The organism is Bacillus sp. GB_SG_008, assembly GCF_052038115.1.
In the GTDB taxonomy this organism is placed as follows: Bacteria; Bacillota; Bacilli; order Bacillales; family Bacillaceae_G; genus Bacillus_A; species Bacillus_A rhizoplanae.
In genome coordinates this window covers 38,412-55,734 of sequence record NZ_JBPZSK010000009.1, presented here as the reverse complement: position 1 = coordinate 55,734, position 17,323 = coordinate 38,412, and the positions used below count along the sequence as shown (strand labels likewise).

General features: G+C 32.0%; 11 protein-coding genes and 1 pseudogene. 10 read left to right on the top strand and 2 right to left on the bottom strand.

From position 1 onward, the window contains the following. Positions 1-17 precede the first annotated feature (17 nt). From ACTDJC_RS19475 to drt5, 7 genes and pseudogenes are all read left to right on the top strand, one after another. The gene (locus ACTDJC_RS19475; RefSeq protein WP_440604418.1) at positions 18-2,360 is read left to right on the top strand and encodes a hypothetical protein; all 2,343 of its coding nucleotides are present in this window, start codon (positions 18-20) and stop codon (positions 2,358-2,360) included. After that, positions 2,357-3,565, top strand: a complete 1,209-nt coding sequence (locus tag ACTDJC_RS19470; protein ID WP_440604417.1) for a ParB/RepB/Spo0J family partition protein — start codon at positions 2,357-2,359, stop codon at positions 3,563-3,565. Before ACTDJC_RS19475 ends, ACTDJC_RS19470 begins: the two co-directional genes overlap by 4 nt. Next, the gene (locus ACTDJC_RS19465) at positions 3,565-6,105 is read left to right on the top strand and encodes an SNF2-related protein (protein WP_440604416.1); all 2,541 of its coding nucleotides are present in this window, start codon (positions 3,565-3,567) and stop codon (positions 6,103-6,105) included. Before ACTDJC_RS19470 ends, ACTDJC_RS19465 begins: the two co-directional genes overlap by 1 nt. Positions 6,106-6,928: 823 nt before the next feature. Continuing rightward, a complete protein-coding gene (locus ACTDJC_RS19460) occupies positions 6,929-7,450 on the top strand; it encodes a hypothetical protein (protein ID WP_440604415.1) in 522 nt (173 codons plus the stop codon). 20 nt (positions 7,451-7,470) lie between these two features. Beyond that, a complete protein-coding gene (locus ACTDJC_RS19455) occupies positions 7,471-8,634 on the top strand; it encodes a DGQHR domain-containing protein (protein WP_440604414.1) in 1,164 nt (387 codons plus the stop codon). Between the two features lie 358 nt (positions 8,635-8,992). Beyond that, positions 8,993-9,595 (top strand): annotated as a pseudogene (locus tag ACTDJC_RS19450) (IS3-like element ISBce13 family transposase); the annotation flags it as partial. Positions 9,596-9,839: 244 nt separating this feature from the next. Then, positions 9,840-11,567, top strand: coding sequence for an antiviral reverse transcriptase Drt5 (gene drt5, locus ACTDJC_RS19445; protein WP_440604413.1), 1,728 nt, complete (start codon positions 9,840-9,842; stop codon positions 11,565-11,567). 389 nt (positions 11,568-11,956) lie between these two features. On the opposite strand, the gene ACTDJC_RS19440 is transcribed toward drt5, so the two are convergent. Continuing rightward, positions 11,957-12,304, bottom strand: coding sequence for a YolD-like family protein (locus ACTDJC_RS19440; RefSeq protein WP_440604412.1), 348 nt, complete (start codon positions 12,302-12,304; stop codon positions 11,957-11,959). Continuing rightward, positions 12,301-13,566, bottom strand: coding sequence for a Y-family DNA polymerase (locus ACTDJC_RS19435; protein WP_440604411.1), 1,266 nt, complete (start codon positions 13,564-13,566; stop codon positions 12,301-12,303). Before ACTDJC_RS19435 ends, ACTDJC_RS19440 begins: the two co-directional genes overlap by 4 nt. A gap of 720 nt (positions 13,567-14,286) precedes the next feature. Here ACTDJC_RS19435 and ACTDJC_RS19430 point away from each other — a divergent pair. From ACTDJC_RS19430 to ACTDJC_RS19420, 3 genes are all read left to right on the top strand, one after another. Next, positions 14,287-15,462 carry an MGDG synthase family glycosyltransferase gene (locus tag ACTDJC_RS19430; RefSeq protein WP_440604410.1) on the top strand — a complete coding sequence of 392 codons (1,176 nt, stop codon included), beginning with the start codon at positions 14,287-14,289 and terminating at the stop codon, positions 15,460-15,462. 19 nt (positions 15,463-15,481) lie between these two features. Then, positions 15,482-16,147, top strand: coding sequence for a TVP38/TMEM64 family protein (locus ACTDJC_RS19425; RefSeq protein ID WP_440604409.1), 666 nt, complete (start codon positions 15,482-15,484; stop codon positions 16,145-16,147). 72 nt (positions 16,148-16,219) lie between these two features. Continuing rightward, on the top strand, positions 16,220-16,909 hold the full coding sequence (locus ACTDJC_RS19420) for a polysaccharide deacetylase family protein (protein WP_440604408.1): 690 nt from the start codon (positions 16,220-16,222) through the stop codon (positions 16,907-16,909). The last annotated feature ends 414 nt before the right edge of the window (positions 16,910-17,323 follow it).

Here is a 17,323-nt window from a genome sequence, read left to right as displayed (position 1 = left end):
GGATTTCAGCGAGACAGGTGTCATCTTTAGTTAAAAAAGGCTTTATACTAGATGATTTTCTAAATTCGACTGAAAAAATGGTAGATTTACAAAAAATGAAACCTAAGCTATGTAGTGATATAAAAAAAGTGATGCATAAAATTGGTTCACAAGAAAAAGAGGATAATCTGTATCAGTTGTATAACGAAGGGTTGTCATTAGGTATCATTGGAAACTTAATAGAGGCTGGTGTTAGTTATCATGAAGTACCAGAACTCTTAGTCAATGGGAGTGCACATTCGAAAATTTCTTTGAGGCATTCGACTTTAAATAAAATTATTGAAGCATTCAATGTAGTTGAAAAAAACAAAGGTTCCGTTTCTTATCATGAATTACTAAGTTACGCAGATAACTATGTTTCTGATTTAACTTTTAATCAATCTATTACAATTTCTCAGTTTAGGGATATTTTATTTAGGAAGTTTCAAATACCAATCGGAGATAGTTTGAATCGAATCATTACAGATTTGCAAAAGGCGAGAAAAATAAAATTTACATCTATAGGCATTAAAAAGAATGTATTTACTTTAATGGAATATTTGCAAGATGATTTTGAAGACAAAGAGCTGCTTTTAGAAAGACTAGAGGGGGAAACTTTTCAACAATTGGCGGACCAGTTTGGTTATTCCAGACAAGGTGCAATTAATGTTTTTAAAAGGGTAATAGCAAAAATGCCGATATTCGAAGAAGAGTATAGATTTGCAGCACTGTTCGAAGAATATGATGTTGAGGAAACATTATTTTGTAAATTATTTGATGAATCACCTATAGTCTATCAATTCCTGATTCATAAGTTTAATCGACAAAGTAAATCGATTTTAGAAGGTTTTTACCATCTGAATTTTAACGACAAACAAAGGGAATGCTTGTTGCAGTATTTTAATTGTTTTATTTCTACTAACGGAGAAATTTTAGAATATACACGTTTCAATGTTTTTAATGAAGTACTAAAAAAATATCATTATGAAAAAATGCGTAATGAAGATATATTAGTAAGATATAACGATTATCTTGTAAAGAATAATTTTCCAGAAAATTTGAAGGCTGATATTAACTCTATACGTGGAATTGTAGAGAGAAGCGATTATATCATACGCTGTAAAAGTCATTATTTTAGATACTATGACTTTCAAGTAATTGATGGACAGATTTTGAAACGTCTAAATGATTTATTAATGCTAGAACGAGGCGTATATAGTACGAAAAAACTTTTTAGTGGGAACCCTGAACTGATGGAAGAATTGGATATCAGGACTGAATATGAATTACACAATTTATTGAAAAGACATATACATCCTCCGCAAGTAAAATATACACGGATGCCTGAATTTACAATAGGTAAAATCACAAAGAAAGAATTCATGCTTGAAAGTTTCTATGAATTAGCACCCATTGAATTCAGTGAATTCTTAGAGTATATAGAGGAGAACTTCGGGCTCAGAAGAGACTCTTTAGCGAGTTATATTATAAGTGAATTGTCTCAGTATATTCACAATGAATATATTAAAGTAGACTATCAATTATTGTCTAAAGATAAAATACAAGAATTAAAAACATATTTAAGTGAACCTATCTATACTGTAGAGCAGTTTAAATCGATTGGCTTGAATGTGGATAAACATTTTAATAAGTATGTGAATAATATGAACTTAATAAATATAGGCTATACGCTAAGAAGTAATTATGTTCTATCAAATGAATATTCAAGCGTTGAGGAATATTTCAGAGCACACATTCTCTCTCAAGATTATTTTGTGTACGAAGATTTATCGATATATAAAAATCAAAGCTATACTAGTGCTATATCGAAGCTTGAAAAAAGTTTCGATATTATCAAGGTTGAGAAAGATATGTATATTACTTCTAAGAAACTAGGCGCAGCTGGTATTTCCCATGGTGATATCATGGATTATCGTGAAAAGTTATTAGAGTTAGTACAACATAATGAATTTTTCACTTTGAAGAGGTTAAGAGATTTAGGATTTGAACACTTTATTGAGGATTTTGGTTTTGAAGATATTTTTTACGAACGTATGATTTCCAGATTTGAAGGGATTTCGACTATTCGTTTAGGAGTGGGATACGTATTTAAACTATCTGAAGAACAAATTAGTTTATCAGATTTCATATATCATCTCGTAGCAGCTCACAGAAAGTTGAATTTATACGATTTGTTGCAAGAGTTACAAAACCAATTTGGATTAGATATTGAAACTTATAAAATTATTAGTTCAATTCAAAATGTGGAAATTTTTTACTCGGAAGAATTACAAAGATTTTATTTAGATGCAGAGGATTATTATGAGGAGGTATTTTCATGAGTATTAACTTATTAGATTTAATTGGGACTGAGATTACAATAACTTCGGGTGCTAGAAAGCTAACGATTAAAGGAGAGACTGAAAACTATACAGTTTATAAAATTCCTTTGGAGTTATTGTTTTATAATGACCGTAATGGACGAATTGCTACTTGGATTAGTCAACATACTTCAGACGTAGGGCCATTGGATCCAACACAGGATATGAAAAAGTATAATGAGATTCTTCATGAATTTATTCGCAAGTCTAATCCTGGTGCTTTAACAAAAACAAAGAATAATATTAAGGCATTTGGTCAAAGGGTTGCTGGCGTAGTATTGCAAGATGGTCGAATTATCGATGGGAACCGTCGTTTTACATGTTTACGAGAATTAAAGTATGAAGAGGGTATGGACTGTTATTTTGAAGCAGTTATCTTAGATACAACGAATAGTATTACAAGTAAAGATATTAAACGACTAGAGTTGAATTTACAGCACGCAGAAGAAAAGCCAGTCGATTATAATCCGATTGATAATTTAGTAGATGTATATCGTGATATTATCGAAGAAGAAACTTTTACAGAAGCAGAATATGCTAACAATACGTCACGAACGAGAGCGGAGGTTTCTAAGTTAATCGAGAAATCTAAGTTAATGGTAGAATTCTTGGAGTTTATTAATGCTAAAGGCAAATATTATATTGCACGTGAATTAAACTTAGATGGTCCTTTACAAGAGATTATGTTGATTTTAAATAAAGTACCTGAGGGTGCAGAAGCGGACGCTATCAAGGATACACTATTTACTAATTTATTGACTTCAAAGCAAGGGGATTTAACTCGCCATATTCGTGACATTGGGAATCATATTATTAAGACAGATAATGTCGCTCAATTTATTGAGGATCACGAAGAAATTGTAGGAGAAATTTACGAGAAATTACGTGAAGATAAACAAGGCTCAGTTGTTCAAATTAAAGAAGCTATTCAAGAAGAGAAAGCGGTTGTTAAGCAAAGTCAAGGCCTTGTAGATGATTATATTGAAAAGAATAAGCTTAACAATGCGCGTAACAAACCGGTTGAATTGCTAACAAGAGCATTTACTACATTAGATAGCATTGACTCAGTTGCAGTTTCTAAAATGAGTGATGAAAATAAAAAAGAATTCAAGAAACTATTAGATAAAATGAATTCGACATTAGGTCTATTAGAGAGCAAAATGTAATGTTCAAGACATTATATTTGAAACCTAGTTATTATACAGATGAATCAAATATCATCGAAGAATTTTATAATCCTGTTTTAGGAAATGCTGTTAGATATGACAGAGTAAGTGGTTATTTTAGTGCAAAAGCGCTTGCTGCTTATGGAAAAGGGTTACAAGGTCTTGTAAAGAATAACGGGAATTTTAGATTAATTATTTCACATGAGATTAGTGAAGCTGATTTTTTGTTAATCAAAAGTGGTTATGCCAATCGAGAAAAAATCCAGCAAGAGTTATTGAATAGAATGGAAGAAGATTTATCCTTAGTTGAAGAAATGCAATTATTTAATTTGGCGAATTTAATTGCTACAGGATATGTAGACATAAAAATTGCTTTTAAGAAGTCAGGGCTTTTTCATGCAAAGTATGGTCTCTGTTATGATTCTTATGACAATGTAATTTATTTTACAGGTTCTAATAATGAGACTCAAGCCGCAATCATGGCAAATTATGAATCATTTGATGTCTCAGCGAGTTGGTTAGTTTCTGATTTTGATAGACAAAAAATTGATTATGCACAAGACGGCTTTGAGAAACTTTGGCGTAATGAAGTAAATAATATTTATGTTGCTGAGATAGATGAAGTTGTGAAAAAAAGAATACTAAGTTTTGATAGGGGGCGTCTCATATTGGATGTAGAATCTTTAACAAAAGATGCACTTGTTTTGACGATAGAAAATGAAAAGCTTGTACTATATGATCAGCTTGAAAATGTTCAAGTGAATCCAGGAGACTACTTGCTATCTAAAAAATTGAGATATTATTTTGAGGGAGAGTATCCAAACTTTAAAGATGATTTAACTTACATCGATATGCAGAATATCATTCAAGTTTTTGAAAAATATGCTGACAAAAAAGGATTTAATTTTGTTGTTAGTGATAGACTTCAAACATATATTTTCAATCACAATTTCATGATTGAAGAGAGAGCCAAGTATGCACTAATGATAAAAACACAAAATCCACTAGTTTCAGATAATTTTGAAAAGTTCAAGTATGTGTTAAATAAAGAATTACATCGTTCTTTAAGGGATCAACAACTTTGGAGTGCATTTTATATGATGCAAATGAAGAAGTGTGCAAATTTCTCAGTCCCTGGTTCAGGGAAAACATCTATGATATACGGCGTATATGCATTTTTAAATACGCCTGGAATTGATAAAGCGGATAAAATCGTGATGATTGGTCCTAAAAACTCATTTTTATCTTGGAAGCTAGAGTTTGTTGAAAACTTCGGCGATAAGAAAGAATTGAAAGTATTAGATATTCATGAGGAAGATGGAGCAGAGGTTCAAATAAGATTAAATAGCGGGGATAAAAATTTAATTTTAATCAACTATGAATCACTTGCTAAATATGAAGATGCTTTGATGAGTATTATTAATGAGAAAACTATTCTAGTATTTGATGAGGTACACAAAATTAAAGGTATTTCGAGTGTGCGAGCAAAAATTGCGAAAAGAATTTCTAAAAAACCAATCTATAAATACGTCTTAACAGGGACACCTATTCCTAATAGCTATGAAGATATATACAATTTTTTAAATGTACTTTATCAAGAAGAATATAAATTATTCTTTAATTTTGACTTGTTACGTTTGAAAAATCCAACGCCAGTAGAAATTGATAAAATCAATGAAAAATTATTCCCTTTCTTTTGGCGTACTACAAAAAAACAATTATCTGTTCCAGAGGCTAATGAAGACACATTAGTTCGATGTGGAGTGAATGTGGATGAGCAACAAATTATAGATTTGTTGTATCGAAAATATGGGCATCAAGTTTTCTTATTGTATATTCGTTTAATACAAGCATCATCTAATCCTGAATTACTATTAAAATCTATTGAAAATAGCGAGTTGTTTGATGTAGAAAATGAAGAAGCTTGGCGAATGATTGAAGATGATCCAATTACATTTAGTGAAGAAGAAAAGATGTTAATTCGCTCTGTTTCCTCAACTTCGAAATATAGAAAAGCGATTGAAATAACAACGCAGCTATATGAGGAAGGAAAACAATCTATTATTTGGTGCATGTTTGTAGATACGATTAATAAAGTAATGAAGGATCTGCAAAATCGAGGTATAAAAGCACGTGTTATTTATGGGGCGACACCTCAGTCGGAACGGGATGAGATTATTCAACTGTTTAAAGAGCAGAAAATAGATGTGTTAATTACGAACCCACATACTTTAGCTGAATCTGTCTCACTTCATAAAACATGTCATGATGCTATTTACCTGGAGTATTCTTTTAATCTAACTCATATGCTACAGTCTAGAGACCGTATTCATCGTTTAGGGTTACCAGAGGGGCAATATACACAGTATTATTACTTAATGTTGGATGGTCAGCAAGAGAAGCGCAACCCTATTGATGAAAAAATCTATTGGCGATTGAAGGAAAAGCAAAAAATCATGGAGGGTGCTATAGAAGGTAATCTTCTAGGTCCTGTGATATTTGATGATGCAGAAGATATAAATAATTTATTTAGTATTTAAGTTTAGAAGGATCCTATCTGAAAAGATAAGGCTACATTTGTGTACATCCAGCATACGAATATTCTTTAGCGTTCAACAGTTAGAAGTAAATTAGAGTCTTTTTAGTGTGTACTTAAAGGGATAATATCAATATCAGGTTCTAGTTTTAAGCGGTTATCAATCGATGACAATATAATAAAAAACATAAGAAGAATGAAACTTGAGCTGAAAAATGGATGAAGTTGGGCAGGTGGGTTATTCATACTTGAATCAGGTACCCTCCATCAAGAGCCATCATATTCGAGATGTTCACACTAAGATTGATTATGAACGAGGGAATGTGACAGTTGGAAAAAAGGAATAGTTAGAGAATTGCATTTGGGTTTGATAGTGAGGAATTCATCGGTGTTATTTAAGGTAGCTTTGGAGCGTTTGTATAGATAGTAAAACATTTTAAGAGTCTTAATATTTTCGGTAGTAGGAGATGTTGATGAGTTTCTTTTTTGTATGTATATTTTTTGGAAGAATGTTCCGTAGTTTTTCGTTATTACACAGTATAGTAACAATATTATTAACTAAACTAGTGTTGATATATTCAAAGGCATTTAGGCTTAATTAAGTTGAACTGTATCATAAATAAGTGAGGCTATTAGCTTTAATTTATTATAAGGTTTTAGTTAGGGTATATGGTAGAAAGAAATCTGTTTTTAGTCACATAAAGTTATATTCCTTCGAAAGGAATATAACTTTTGATTAAATTTAATAATAATAATTTTTTGTTATAAATATTCATACCTTTTATATAGAATAATTTATAGTATTGAATTAGAGGACGTGAGATAAATTGAGTTTGAAAAATATAGAAGATAGTACGTGGTTCAAGGAGCATTGGTTTTTAAAAAGTGTTTTCACTATTGTTATGAGCCAGATAGGTATAATAATGATTATCTTTTTTGTTGGTCCCTCAAGAGATATTTCTTTTAGTGAATCGATTTCTAATTATTTATTGAAAGGTTCTTTATTTCTATCTAGCCTATCTATCGCTTCAAACCTAATCTCTATATATTTTTTTGATAAACGTGAAGAAAATAAAGAATTAGTATTTGAAATAAATAAAGTCGGATTGGCTTTCTTAATTGTAATAGTATGTTCAGCTGGTATAGCGTATGCGGTAATGCCTCCAACCTTCAATCCTTATTTTATGTTTATACAAATTGTTATTTATTTAACATTGATGTATTGGATCTTTAAGATAAATCATATTATTCAAAACAAAGAATCGTATTCGAAGGAAATGGATAAAAAAGGTAATGAGACTATGGAATCGGCTAAAAAAGTAAGTGAATATAAAGGTATCAGCTTATAAAATGAGAAGAGGTGATAACAATGAAGGGAAAATATTTATCTTATAAATTTATAGAGATTGAGCAACCTGTTGGAACTATTTATATGGGGAAACTTAATGCTAGGGATATTTATTCTATTTCATATTCTAGAGTTAGAACTGAAAGTGATATATATGGTATTCAAAGAACGAGAAATGAAGATCGAATAAAGGCTATTGCTACATACTGTCAGGATCCAGATGCTATTTTTCCAACTCCTGTGATTTTATCAGGGGATTCTAAATATATTGATTTTGACCTTGAAAAAGAAGTAATAAATATTAATATGCAATTGCTAAAAGAAGACGAATATAAATTTAGTATAGTAGACGGCCAACATAGATTAGAAGGTATTCATCGTTCTGGCTATGAAGAAAAGTTTACATTACCTATTATGCTCATTTTAGACACAACACCGGAGCAAGACGCATATTTATTTTCTATTATTAATGGAAATCAAAAGCCTGTTTCTAAATCTTTAGTTTTAGACTTATTTTCATTATCTACTGGTCGTACAGTTCAGAAAGTATGTAATTATTTGGTAAAACAATTAAACTCAGATCTAGACTCAGCATTATTTAGAAAGATAAAAATGTTGGGAATTAAAACTTTAGAAACTCCTGATGCAACAGTATCTCAAGCAACGCTATCTAGAAACCTGATGAAGTATTTTACAAATAACGTAGAAAAAGATAATTTAGCCTTTAAATTTGATGAAAAATTAGAATCCTTAAATCGTGAAATTTATATTTTTAGAGAGTATTTAGATAATAATGAAGACGAAATAATTTATAGGATACTCTTTAACTACTTTAATGCAATTGATAAAGCAGAACAAAAAATGCTGGATGATGAATCTATTAACTTTCTTCAGAAAACTATTGGATATACTACTAAAATTCAATTATTAAGACCATTATATTTAAAAGGGCTAAACAAGAAATCGTTGACAAAAGAATATTTTATAAATGAGCTTGTATTAATATTTGAAAGTTATAAAAGTAAATTCTCTAATAAGAAAATTTATGGAGATTATGGTTCGAGTGATAGTGGCGCAAGAAAATTATACTTAGATTATATCTCATCTTGGATGATGTCAGATAAAGATAATATAAACTATATTACTCAAGCCGATCAAAAAGCACTAGGGTTAAAAGATTCTTAAAATTAAATCTAGCTTAGCTAAGTAAGGAGAATTGAATCATAAGTAAATGAGGGAAACCCACATCCGAATTGATGCGGGTTGTTAACTGGTTTTATAAGTTATCTTCAATGTTTAATGGAATTTTAAAAAGAATGTATATTATTAGGGCTTTCTTTTATTAAAGGATTTACAGTTGATTTGTTAACACCTAAGCTTATCAAAAATCTGATGAATCTATTTGGTTTATCTCCACCATATTCATTAAATCTCCCAAAATATTAATTGAACTAGTATTCCTTTTTATATTAGTGGAGCTAGTCATATAGACACAACTTAGTTAAGTTCTTACAATGAATTTTAAGGAGAAAGTATACGTATTATGATAAACAAGAAATTTAATGAAGAGTTAAAAAATGGTTGTTGAGTTATATCGTTCAGGACAATCTGTTAAAGAACTAAGCAGTGAGTATTCTGTATCAGAAGTAACAGTTTATAATTAAATTAAAACATATTCTTCCATCACATCAGTTGCTGAAGAAGACATGATGTTAGAAGATTTAAAATGGATGAAAAAAGAAATGCTTCGTCTAAAAGAAGAGAATGAAATTTTAAAAAAAGCTATGACTATATTCATGAGAAAAAAGGCTACATCATTACATTAATTTATCGATTGTTAAAAAGAAATATACTCTGTTCATATGATGTGGCAAGTTCTCGGGGGATCGAGAAGTTCTTACCACTAATCTCAGTACAGAACAAAAGCATTGAAACAAAGGAACTAACTAAAAAATTATATCTCTTTATTAAGATAGTGGAGAGCGATATGGTGCTCTTAAAATCCATCAAATATTGTTAAATCAAGGTGTGCGGTTAAGTATAAAGTGTGTGTAAGGCCTCATGAAAAAAGAATGCTCGTTCCGATATTTTGAGGGAATACAAACCATATTCATCAAAAACAATTGTAGAGGAATATAAAAATCTTTGTTCAACATATTTGTCTAACCTATATCTAGATTAGACTGCATTGCATAGAGAAATGGATTACATTTTTTATTAGTTTCTCCAGGTCTGCGAGAAGACCTGGAGAAACTAATATGTTTATTGTTCGAATATGCTTGTTGTAAAAGGTGCTTGAAGTTAGGAATTTCATTTTGATGCATCTAGTCCTCAATTTTATACAGTTATGATATATTAAGTTTAAAATTAGGGTTAAAAAAGGTGAATTTATGAGTGAAATTAATCAATTATATGATTTTATGGACAAAGACCATTTTAGAACTCTTTTTCCTTTATCATCCATAAGAGTTTTTAGTAAATATGGTCTAGAGAGATTATTAAAATTTATAAATGAAGATATTTTTAGTTCTTCTTGGCTAAAACTTATGCTGACAGAGGATGAATATAAAAAAGTACAACAAATAATAAAGAAAGAAACGATTAAGAAGATTGAACAGAAGAGCCAAAACTTTTTCTTGGTTCAACCTTTAGTTTATGCATCTAAAGATAAAAATCATGTAAGGCAAACTTTTGTGTTAGATCCAATTGCACAAACTTTTTTATATGATTTCGTATATCGACATAAATCTTTTTTTGAAAGAAAAGGTACAACAAATAGAAAAAGTTTTGGTTATTGTTTTGAAGATGGCAATCTTGTTTCTGGGATTGAAGAACATAATAAATTTAAGAAAGAGATTTATGAGAAAAAAACAGAATACGTATATATGGCAAAGTTAGATATAGCTAACTGCTTTAATAATATATACCATCATGATATGGTAAGTTATATAGCGAGAATTATAGGACAAGAAGAATCTGAGAAATTTGGTAGGTTTCTTAGAGAAATAAACGAGGGAAGAAGTACAAGCTGTATGCCACAAGGTTTAATTCCTGCCAAAATAGTAGGAAGCTTCTTTTTAAGTTTTGTTGAAGAATCAAGAGAGTTAAAATCAGAAGTTATTATTCGTTTCATGGATGATATCTTCTTGTTTTCAAATAGTCATGATACTATTCAAAATGATGTACTAAAAATACAAAAGTTATTGGGTGAAAAAGGACTTTCACTTAATGAGTCTAAATCCGCAATTTTAAAAACTAGTGAGGACGAAGTGCTCCAAATTGAAGATATAAAAAAATCTTTACTTCAAACCAGAGCATCTTTTATCGATTGGTACTCTGAGGAAGTTGGAGAAGATAAACCCGAATTAACTTTAGAGCAGGAAAACTATTTAAAACAAAAACTTCAAAATTCTAGAAATTTAGAGGAAGAGGATATAGAACTAATCTTAACTTTACTATCAACTACACAAGAAGAAAATATTGAATTAGTTAAACTAGTTCTTGAAAAAGCACCTAACCTCACAAAAAATCTGTATCATAGCATAAGAAGAAATTTTATGTACTTAGATAATGAGATAGTTAATATTTTTAAGGGCTATATTAGAAATAATGAGCAACTACATGAATATCAGTTGTTTTGGATTGCAAAAATACTGATAGAATTCACTCAGCTGAATGAATTCATTGTTGATATACTTTTCACAATATATAACCATTCTTCTACTACTAATGTGGTTAAGTGTTTAATTCTAGAAATTCAAGAAAATAGTTACGGGTTGCTGGAACTAAAGAAGAAAATTGCGAGGGGTAATGCACCTGAAATGGTTATAAGTGCAATTGTAGGTTTAATTAGCCATGAGAAGAGTAATAGGAATCAGATATATAAATATGTTTCTAGATCAAATCCTATAATGAAAGTGTATACCAGTATATTGAGTAATTTAGACAGGGATGCAGTTACTGAATTAATATCTAATGAAAAAGATAAGTTTGTTTATTTAGAGACAATTGAATCTAATAATCCATTTATTGATGTGGAATCGTTTGAGTTACCTGAAGAACTTGAGGATTTCTTTTCTAAAGAAGAAACTGATCCATTTGATGACTTACTTTTCTAATATTAGTATCCAGACAATTCTTATGGTGGTAGCAAAAAATCGTACAATAGGGGGAAAATAGACTAACAAATGGTTGTTAGTCTATTTTAATTACCAGTAAAGGTTGTTTTTTCTCTGCTTTTTCAACAACAAATTCGCAAGTGTATGTGCCCGATAGCTCTCCAATTTCTATCTTTCATAATGCCTAGCCTCAAGCTTTTTAGAAAAGTTGCTAGATGAATCATCTAGTATAGAAGATAACTTCCGTGATTAGTTATATGTTTTTTTTAAGAGGGGAGTGTGATTATAGTATTCAATATATTTCACTCATTTCTTTTGAAAGTGCTCAACACTTTCAAATCCCTTTAAATACAGAAATTCAGATTTCATAAAATACACGTTAATAGATCCTAATAAACACCTAAAATATCATCAAATTTTAACCGCAATGTAAACCCAAACAAGTCTTGAAAAAACACCATTCTTGTTTGGCGTGCAATCACTTTTGTAACGGCTGTCTCATGTAGAATCTGTCCGTTTTGGTAATAAGAAATCATAATTGTTTTTTGTAATTTCATTGATTCAAGTAGTGCTCTTTCGATTTCTTCTTTTGCATCTTGTGTAAGAATAGGGCGTGGTATTTTTGTCTGTTCCTCAACGATTTGTTTTATACCAGCGAATTGTTCAGGCATTGATGCAAATGGCTGCCATTTTACCATCCCACGCCCTTTCATTTTCGGTACTCCTGTATTGTTCATGCTTTGTGCCCTCCAATAAGTGTATTTCTGTATCTTCCTGTTGCGGTAGAAGTATAAGACACACCTCGTAAAATGCTATTCTTACCGAACTTTGTTCGTATTTCATCCATCGTTCTGGCTAGTATAATTTCTCTTTCTCTCATTCGTATGTCATCAAAAAGACTAATTTGTTCTTCACCTTCGTTCACTAAATTAGTTAGTGCAATGCTTATTGTACGAATCGGTTCTCCTGTATGGAGTTGCTTTAAAAACATGAAACAAACACGGTATATATCTAAAGTTAAATTTGTAGGTCGCTCTAATGTACAAGTTTTTTTGAATCCACCCGGATAGTCTTTGCTATAGCTAATGGAAAACTGTATAGTCCTTGCTAATTTTCTTTTTCTCCTCAATCTATAACAAACTTCTTCGGTATGTTCTAAGAGAACTGGCGGAACTTCATCTGTTGTATAATCTCGCATGAGTATTTGACTTTTACCGACTGAAGTCTCATTCGGTATATACTTTTCAGAAATGAGACTAAAATCAATGCCATTACTATGTAAATGAAGTTCTTCTCCAATGATACCGAATGATTCCTTTAGGTACTTGATAGGATAATGGGCCAGATCACCGATTGTATGGATACCTTTGCGATTTAACTTTACTTCGGTCTTACTCGATATTCCCCAAAATTTGCTGAGTGGACGGATTGGCCATAGTTTTTCCGGCACATCTTCATAACTCCAATATGCAATCCCGTCAGCGCTCTTTTTCGCTTCCACATCAAGGGCAACTTTACTCATTAATACATTAGGACCAATTCCAATTGTGCTATCAATACGTGTCTTATGATATATTTCTCTTTTGAACTTCATAGCAAATTCGTATGGAGTTCGTGCGAACAGATGTAAACTTGCTGTAATGTCCATAAAGAATTCATCAATGGAATACTGGTGAAAATCTTCAAAAGCAACGTATTGTAGAGCTAATGTTGTTATGTAATTTGAACATCTAATATATATTTCCATAGTAGGATTTACTATGAGTATGTCGTGACGCCGTGGAATTTCATATAATCGGCTCATCTTTTTAACTCCTAATTCTTTTAAAGGAGGAGTGGCGGCTAACACAATCGATCCTTGCCTATTCACATCGCCAACAACAGCTAGTTTTGTGCGCAATGGATCGAGACCCATTTTGATGCAGGAAACACTAGTGTAAAAACTTCGTAAATCTACACATAAGATGTTCCGTTTTGGTAAAAGAGAATAGTCATACAAAGCAATCACTCCTAATAATAAGAACGTTTGTTCTTATTATATACGAACCTACGTTCTTTTAGAAGGGGAGATTTCATTAATTTTCCACATGGCAATGGAGTTAGAGAAAGTGAACGTATAAGCGTAAAGTAAAACCGCCTACAAGGGCGGTTTTTTTGTTGTTGATTTTAATTTATTTAACTTATTTTTCTCTGTAACGTAAAACATCAGTAGTTGTAACTAAGATGTGATCCCCTGAATAGTAGGTGATTTCTCGTTATTCAGGGGAGGGTACAAATGAGAAGGTACTTTTGTTTTTAAATTTCTAAAAGTTTAAGAATGAACTTTACATCTTTTTACTTAATATCAGTAGATTCTCTTCCTAAAAATGCGACAAACAAGATACTAAAAAAGAATGTGAAGAAAGAACTATACCATTAAAAATAACATAAGAATATTATGTATAGAAAAAGCCATCTAATTGTTAGATTAGATGGTTTTTATTTATAAAACAACATGTCATTATGGAGGTTGTAACCGTCATTGTATAGGTTGAATGTTTATTTAAAATGGTAGAGCTTGTGTATAGGTGGTTATTATTACCGAAACGTACAGTAAAACATGTTGCTAAGAAATCGTTTTCAGTTTAGCCATTCGTGTTGAGATGAACCACTGGATTATGTGGGGCACTCGAAACTCATAGATAGAAGTCACATGAAGACTTTAAAGGAGCAGAGATCAATGGAGGTAGTAAGTAAAGAAAAAATTTTAATCCTTACCGGAAATTATGGGGATGGTCATATTCAAGTAGCCCAAGCTCTACATGAAGCGATACAAATTCGATTTCCGGCATTAGAACCGGTGATTTTTGATTTTATGCAATGGGTCCATCCCTATTCTAGTCATGTAAGCCGTTTTCTTTTTCTCCAAGGAGTAAAAAAATTCCCTTGGGTGTATGGGTATATTTATCAAAAAACACGGAGAGTGAACACTTTATCCAATTTGATAAAGACGATTTTCTCTACAGGTTTCGGACGATTGCTAAAATTGATTGAAGAAGTGCAGCCGACCGTCGTAGTCAGTACGTTTCCTTTGGCAGCAGCTGTGATGTCAAGGTTGAAATCCTATGGTTTAACCGATATTCCTACTGTAACTACCATTACTGATCATACAGATCATAGTTGCTGGATTTATCCTTTTACGGATCAATATATCGTCGGCTCAAGTATTGTCCGCGATTCTCTGATTCACTTAGGCGTTAAAGAGAATCGGATTGCTCATACAGGGATTCCGATTCGACAGCAATTTTCTCAGTCCTTTGAACGAGAGGGAATTTTCGAGAAATATGGTTTAGATCCTCATATTCCTACAGTGTTAGTAATGGGGGGCGGCTATGGCATGATTGGTGATGGAAGTTCCACCTTTCGGGAGTTTGATACATTATCGCAGCCTATTCAATTCATCATTGTCTGTGGACATAATGAAAAACTCCGTATGCAATTAAAGGAAAAGTTAAAGGATTCCAAACATCACATCCATCTCACTGGTTATATCAATTACGTTCATGAGTTAATGGCTATTTCCGATCTAATGATTACAAAACCAGGAGGAGTCAGTACTTTTGAGGCGATTGCCATGGAATTGCCTATACTTCTTTATAAACCTATTCCTGGTCAAGAACAGGATAACGCTAAATTTTTAGTTCGTTCAGGCGTGGCGATTCAAGCAAAAACGGATCGGGATTTAATGGATCATTTATCCAAATTACTGAGCAATGTAGAACTACTTCAACAGATGAGGGAGAATTCGAAACAATTTCATCCTAAAGAATCTGCGTTTGCATCAGTAGAAGTAATTATGAATACAAAAGAAAACAATAATAATGTACATGACCTAATGTATTCGTTTGGTTCATGATTAGTTAATAAGGTGAAATATGGGAATTTCAAGGTTTGCGTCATACAAGTTCAAGAAACCAGTAGCTCGCTCTTTATCAATTGGAAGTTTGATTATCTTCTTACTTCTCACAGGAATATATTTATATTTTCTTCATACAGGATTGGCAAAAGTATGGCTTGAATCCATTCGTCATCTTGGTGTTTTCGGGATATTGTTAGGTATTCTGATTCAAACGGTTGTCAATGTAATCCCTGTGCCCGGCGAATTTGTTTCTCTTTTTCTTATAGAAATATACGGTGCAGTTGCAGGTGGATTCTATTCATGGATTGGCGGGATCTTAGGGGCAGTCCTTGCGTATCATCTATCCAATTGGCTTGCTCGTCCAGTCATTGAATCATTGGCTAAACCTTATCTGGTAAAGATAGATCGTTGGCTACAAAAACAAGGAGTTACGGGGCTTTTGATTCTGCGCTTTGTGCCGTTGGTTCCTTATCATTTCATCAACTATACGGCAGGTATACTGGGCGTAAACAGAAGGGCATTTATATGGACGACCGCCTTAGGGATATTGCCTTATACGATATCGGTAAGCAGCCTATTTGCGGGGGTGCGTTATGGAAGATTCATTCCTTTTATACTTGGCGGCGGACTTTTTATCTTGTCTTTTATCTTAAGTATTGTCTTACGAAGAAAAATGGATTAAGGCTCTTATCAAGCACTTCTAAAATGAAACACTGCAAGAACAGAAATTATAGAAAGGGGGATAGTGTAGGAAATGGTCAAGGTTATTTTACTGGTGTTGTTCTTACTGGCATTATACTGGTTTGTTCCATATATTCTTATTACCGGTTTTGGTATCGGGGTATTAAAAAGGAAAGATTCTTCTGCAAAAATTGCTTTTACTTTTGATGACGGTCCAAATCCTATGTATACTCCGCAGCTATTGGATTTGTTAAAAATAAATAATATGAAAGCGACATTTTTTGTCGTCGGTTCTAAAGCGGAACAATACCCTGAGTTAATTGAAAGAATGCAAGCAGAGGGGCATTTAATAGGAATGCATAATTACGTGCACAAGTCCAATTGGATTATGGCCCCTTGGACGATAAGGCGGCATTTAAGGAAGAGTGCTTCCATCATTGAAAACATTACTGGGGAACGTCCCGTCTATTATCGTCCGCCATGGGGATTATTAAATTTATTCGATTTTTTTCTAATGAAAAAGTATAAGATCATCCTATGGTCGGTAATGGCAGAGGATTGGAGTAGTAAAGGCGGCAGTGAAAAAGTTAAAAATAGACTATTACGGGGTATAAAAAATGGGGATGTCATCCTCTTGCATGATTGTGGAAAAACCTTTGGAGCGGATGAAGATGCTCCTATGAATACCATTCATGCATTAAAAGATGTCTTTAAAGAAGTATCAAGCCGAGGTATGTCTTGTGTAAGAATTGATGAATTGTGATATTAGACTGAGTAGTAGACATGGATTATTAATGAGAAAAAATTAAACATGAGGTGTTTACGTGAAAAGATATGATGAAGAGTTTAAAAGACAAACAGTTCAGTACATCTTGGAGGATAAATATTAACGGGCAAGGTTACAGGCACTTAGCTGGCTATTATAATAATCGAAATGTTTTTAGTGCTTCTATTTCGATAGGGCACTTTTTTATTAATGAGTGATTGTGTGATCCCTATACAATTTTCTAATCGTAGTATTTAACGGTGAAAAATCATTATAGGGATTAATTAATGATTATTTCGATGTACATTCTGAACCTCTGTGCGGAACATCGAAATGTTAAGGATCATAGATATAAAACGCCGATTCAACAAGTGGATGTTTAGTTGGGTCGGCGTTTTAATATATTCATAA

Excerpts from the sequence above, each read along its gene's own strand:
- ACTDJC_RS19470 (WP_440604417.1), top strand. The coding sequence starts at position 2,357 with ATGAGTATTAACTTATTAGATTTAATTGGGACTGAGATTACAATAACT.
- ACTDJC_RS19465 (WP_440604416.1), top strand. The coding sequence starts at position 3,565 with ATGTTCAAGACATTATATTTGAAACCTAGTTATTATACAGATGAATCA.
- ACTDJC_RS19455 (WP_440604414.1), top strand. The coding sequence starts at position 7,471 with ATGAAGGGAAAATATTTATCTTATAAATTTATAGAGATTGAGCAACCT.
- drt5 (WP_440604413.1), top strand. The coding sequence starts at position 9,840 with ATGAGTGAAATTAATCAATTATATGATTTTATGGACAAAGACCATTTT.
- ACTDJC_RS19440 (WP_440604412.1), bottom strand. The coding sequence starts at position 12,304 with ATGAACAATACAGGAGTACCGAAAATGAAAGGGCGTGGGATGGTAAAA.
- ACTDJC_RS19430 (WP_440604410.1), top strand. The coding sequence starts at position 14,287 with ATGGAGGTAGTAAGTAAAGAAAAAATTTTAATCCTTACCGGAAATTAT.
- ACTDJC_RS19425 (WP_440604409.1), top strand. The coding sequence starts at position 15,482 with ATGGGAATTTCAAGGTTTGCGTCATACAAGTTCAAGAAACCAGTAGCT.
- ACTDJC_RS19420 (WP_440604408.1), top strand. The coding sequence starts at position 16,220 with ATGGTCAAGGTTATTTTACTGGTGTTGTTCTTACTGGCATTATACTGG.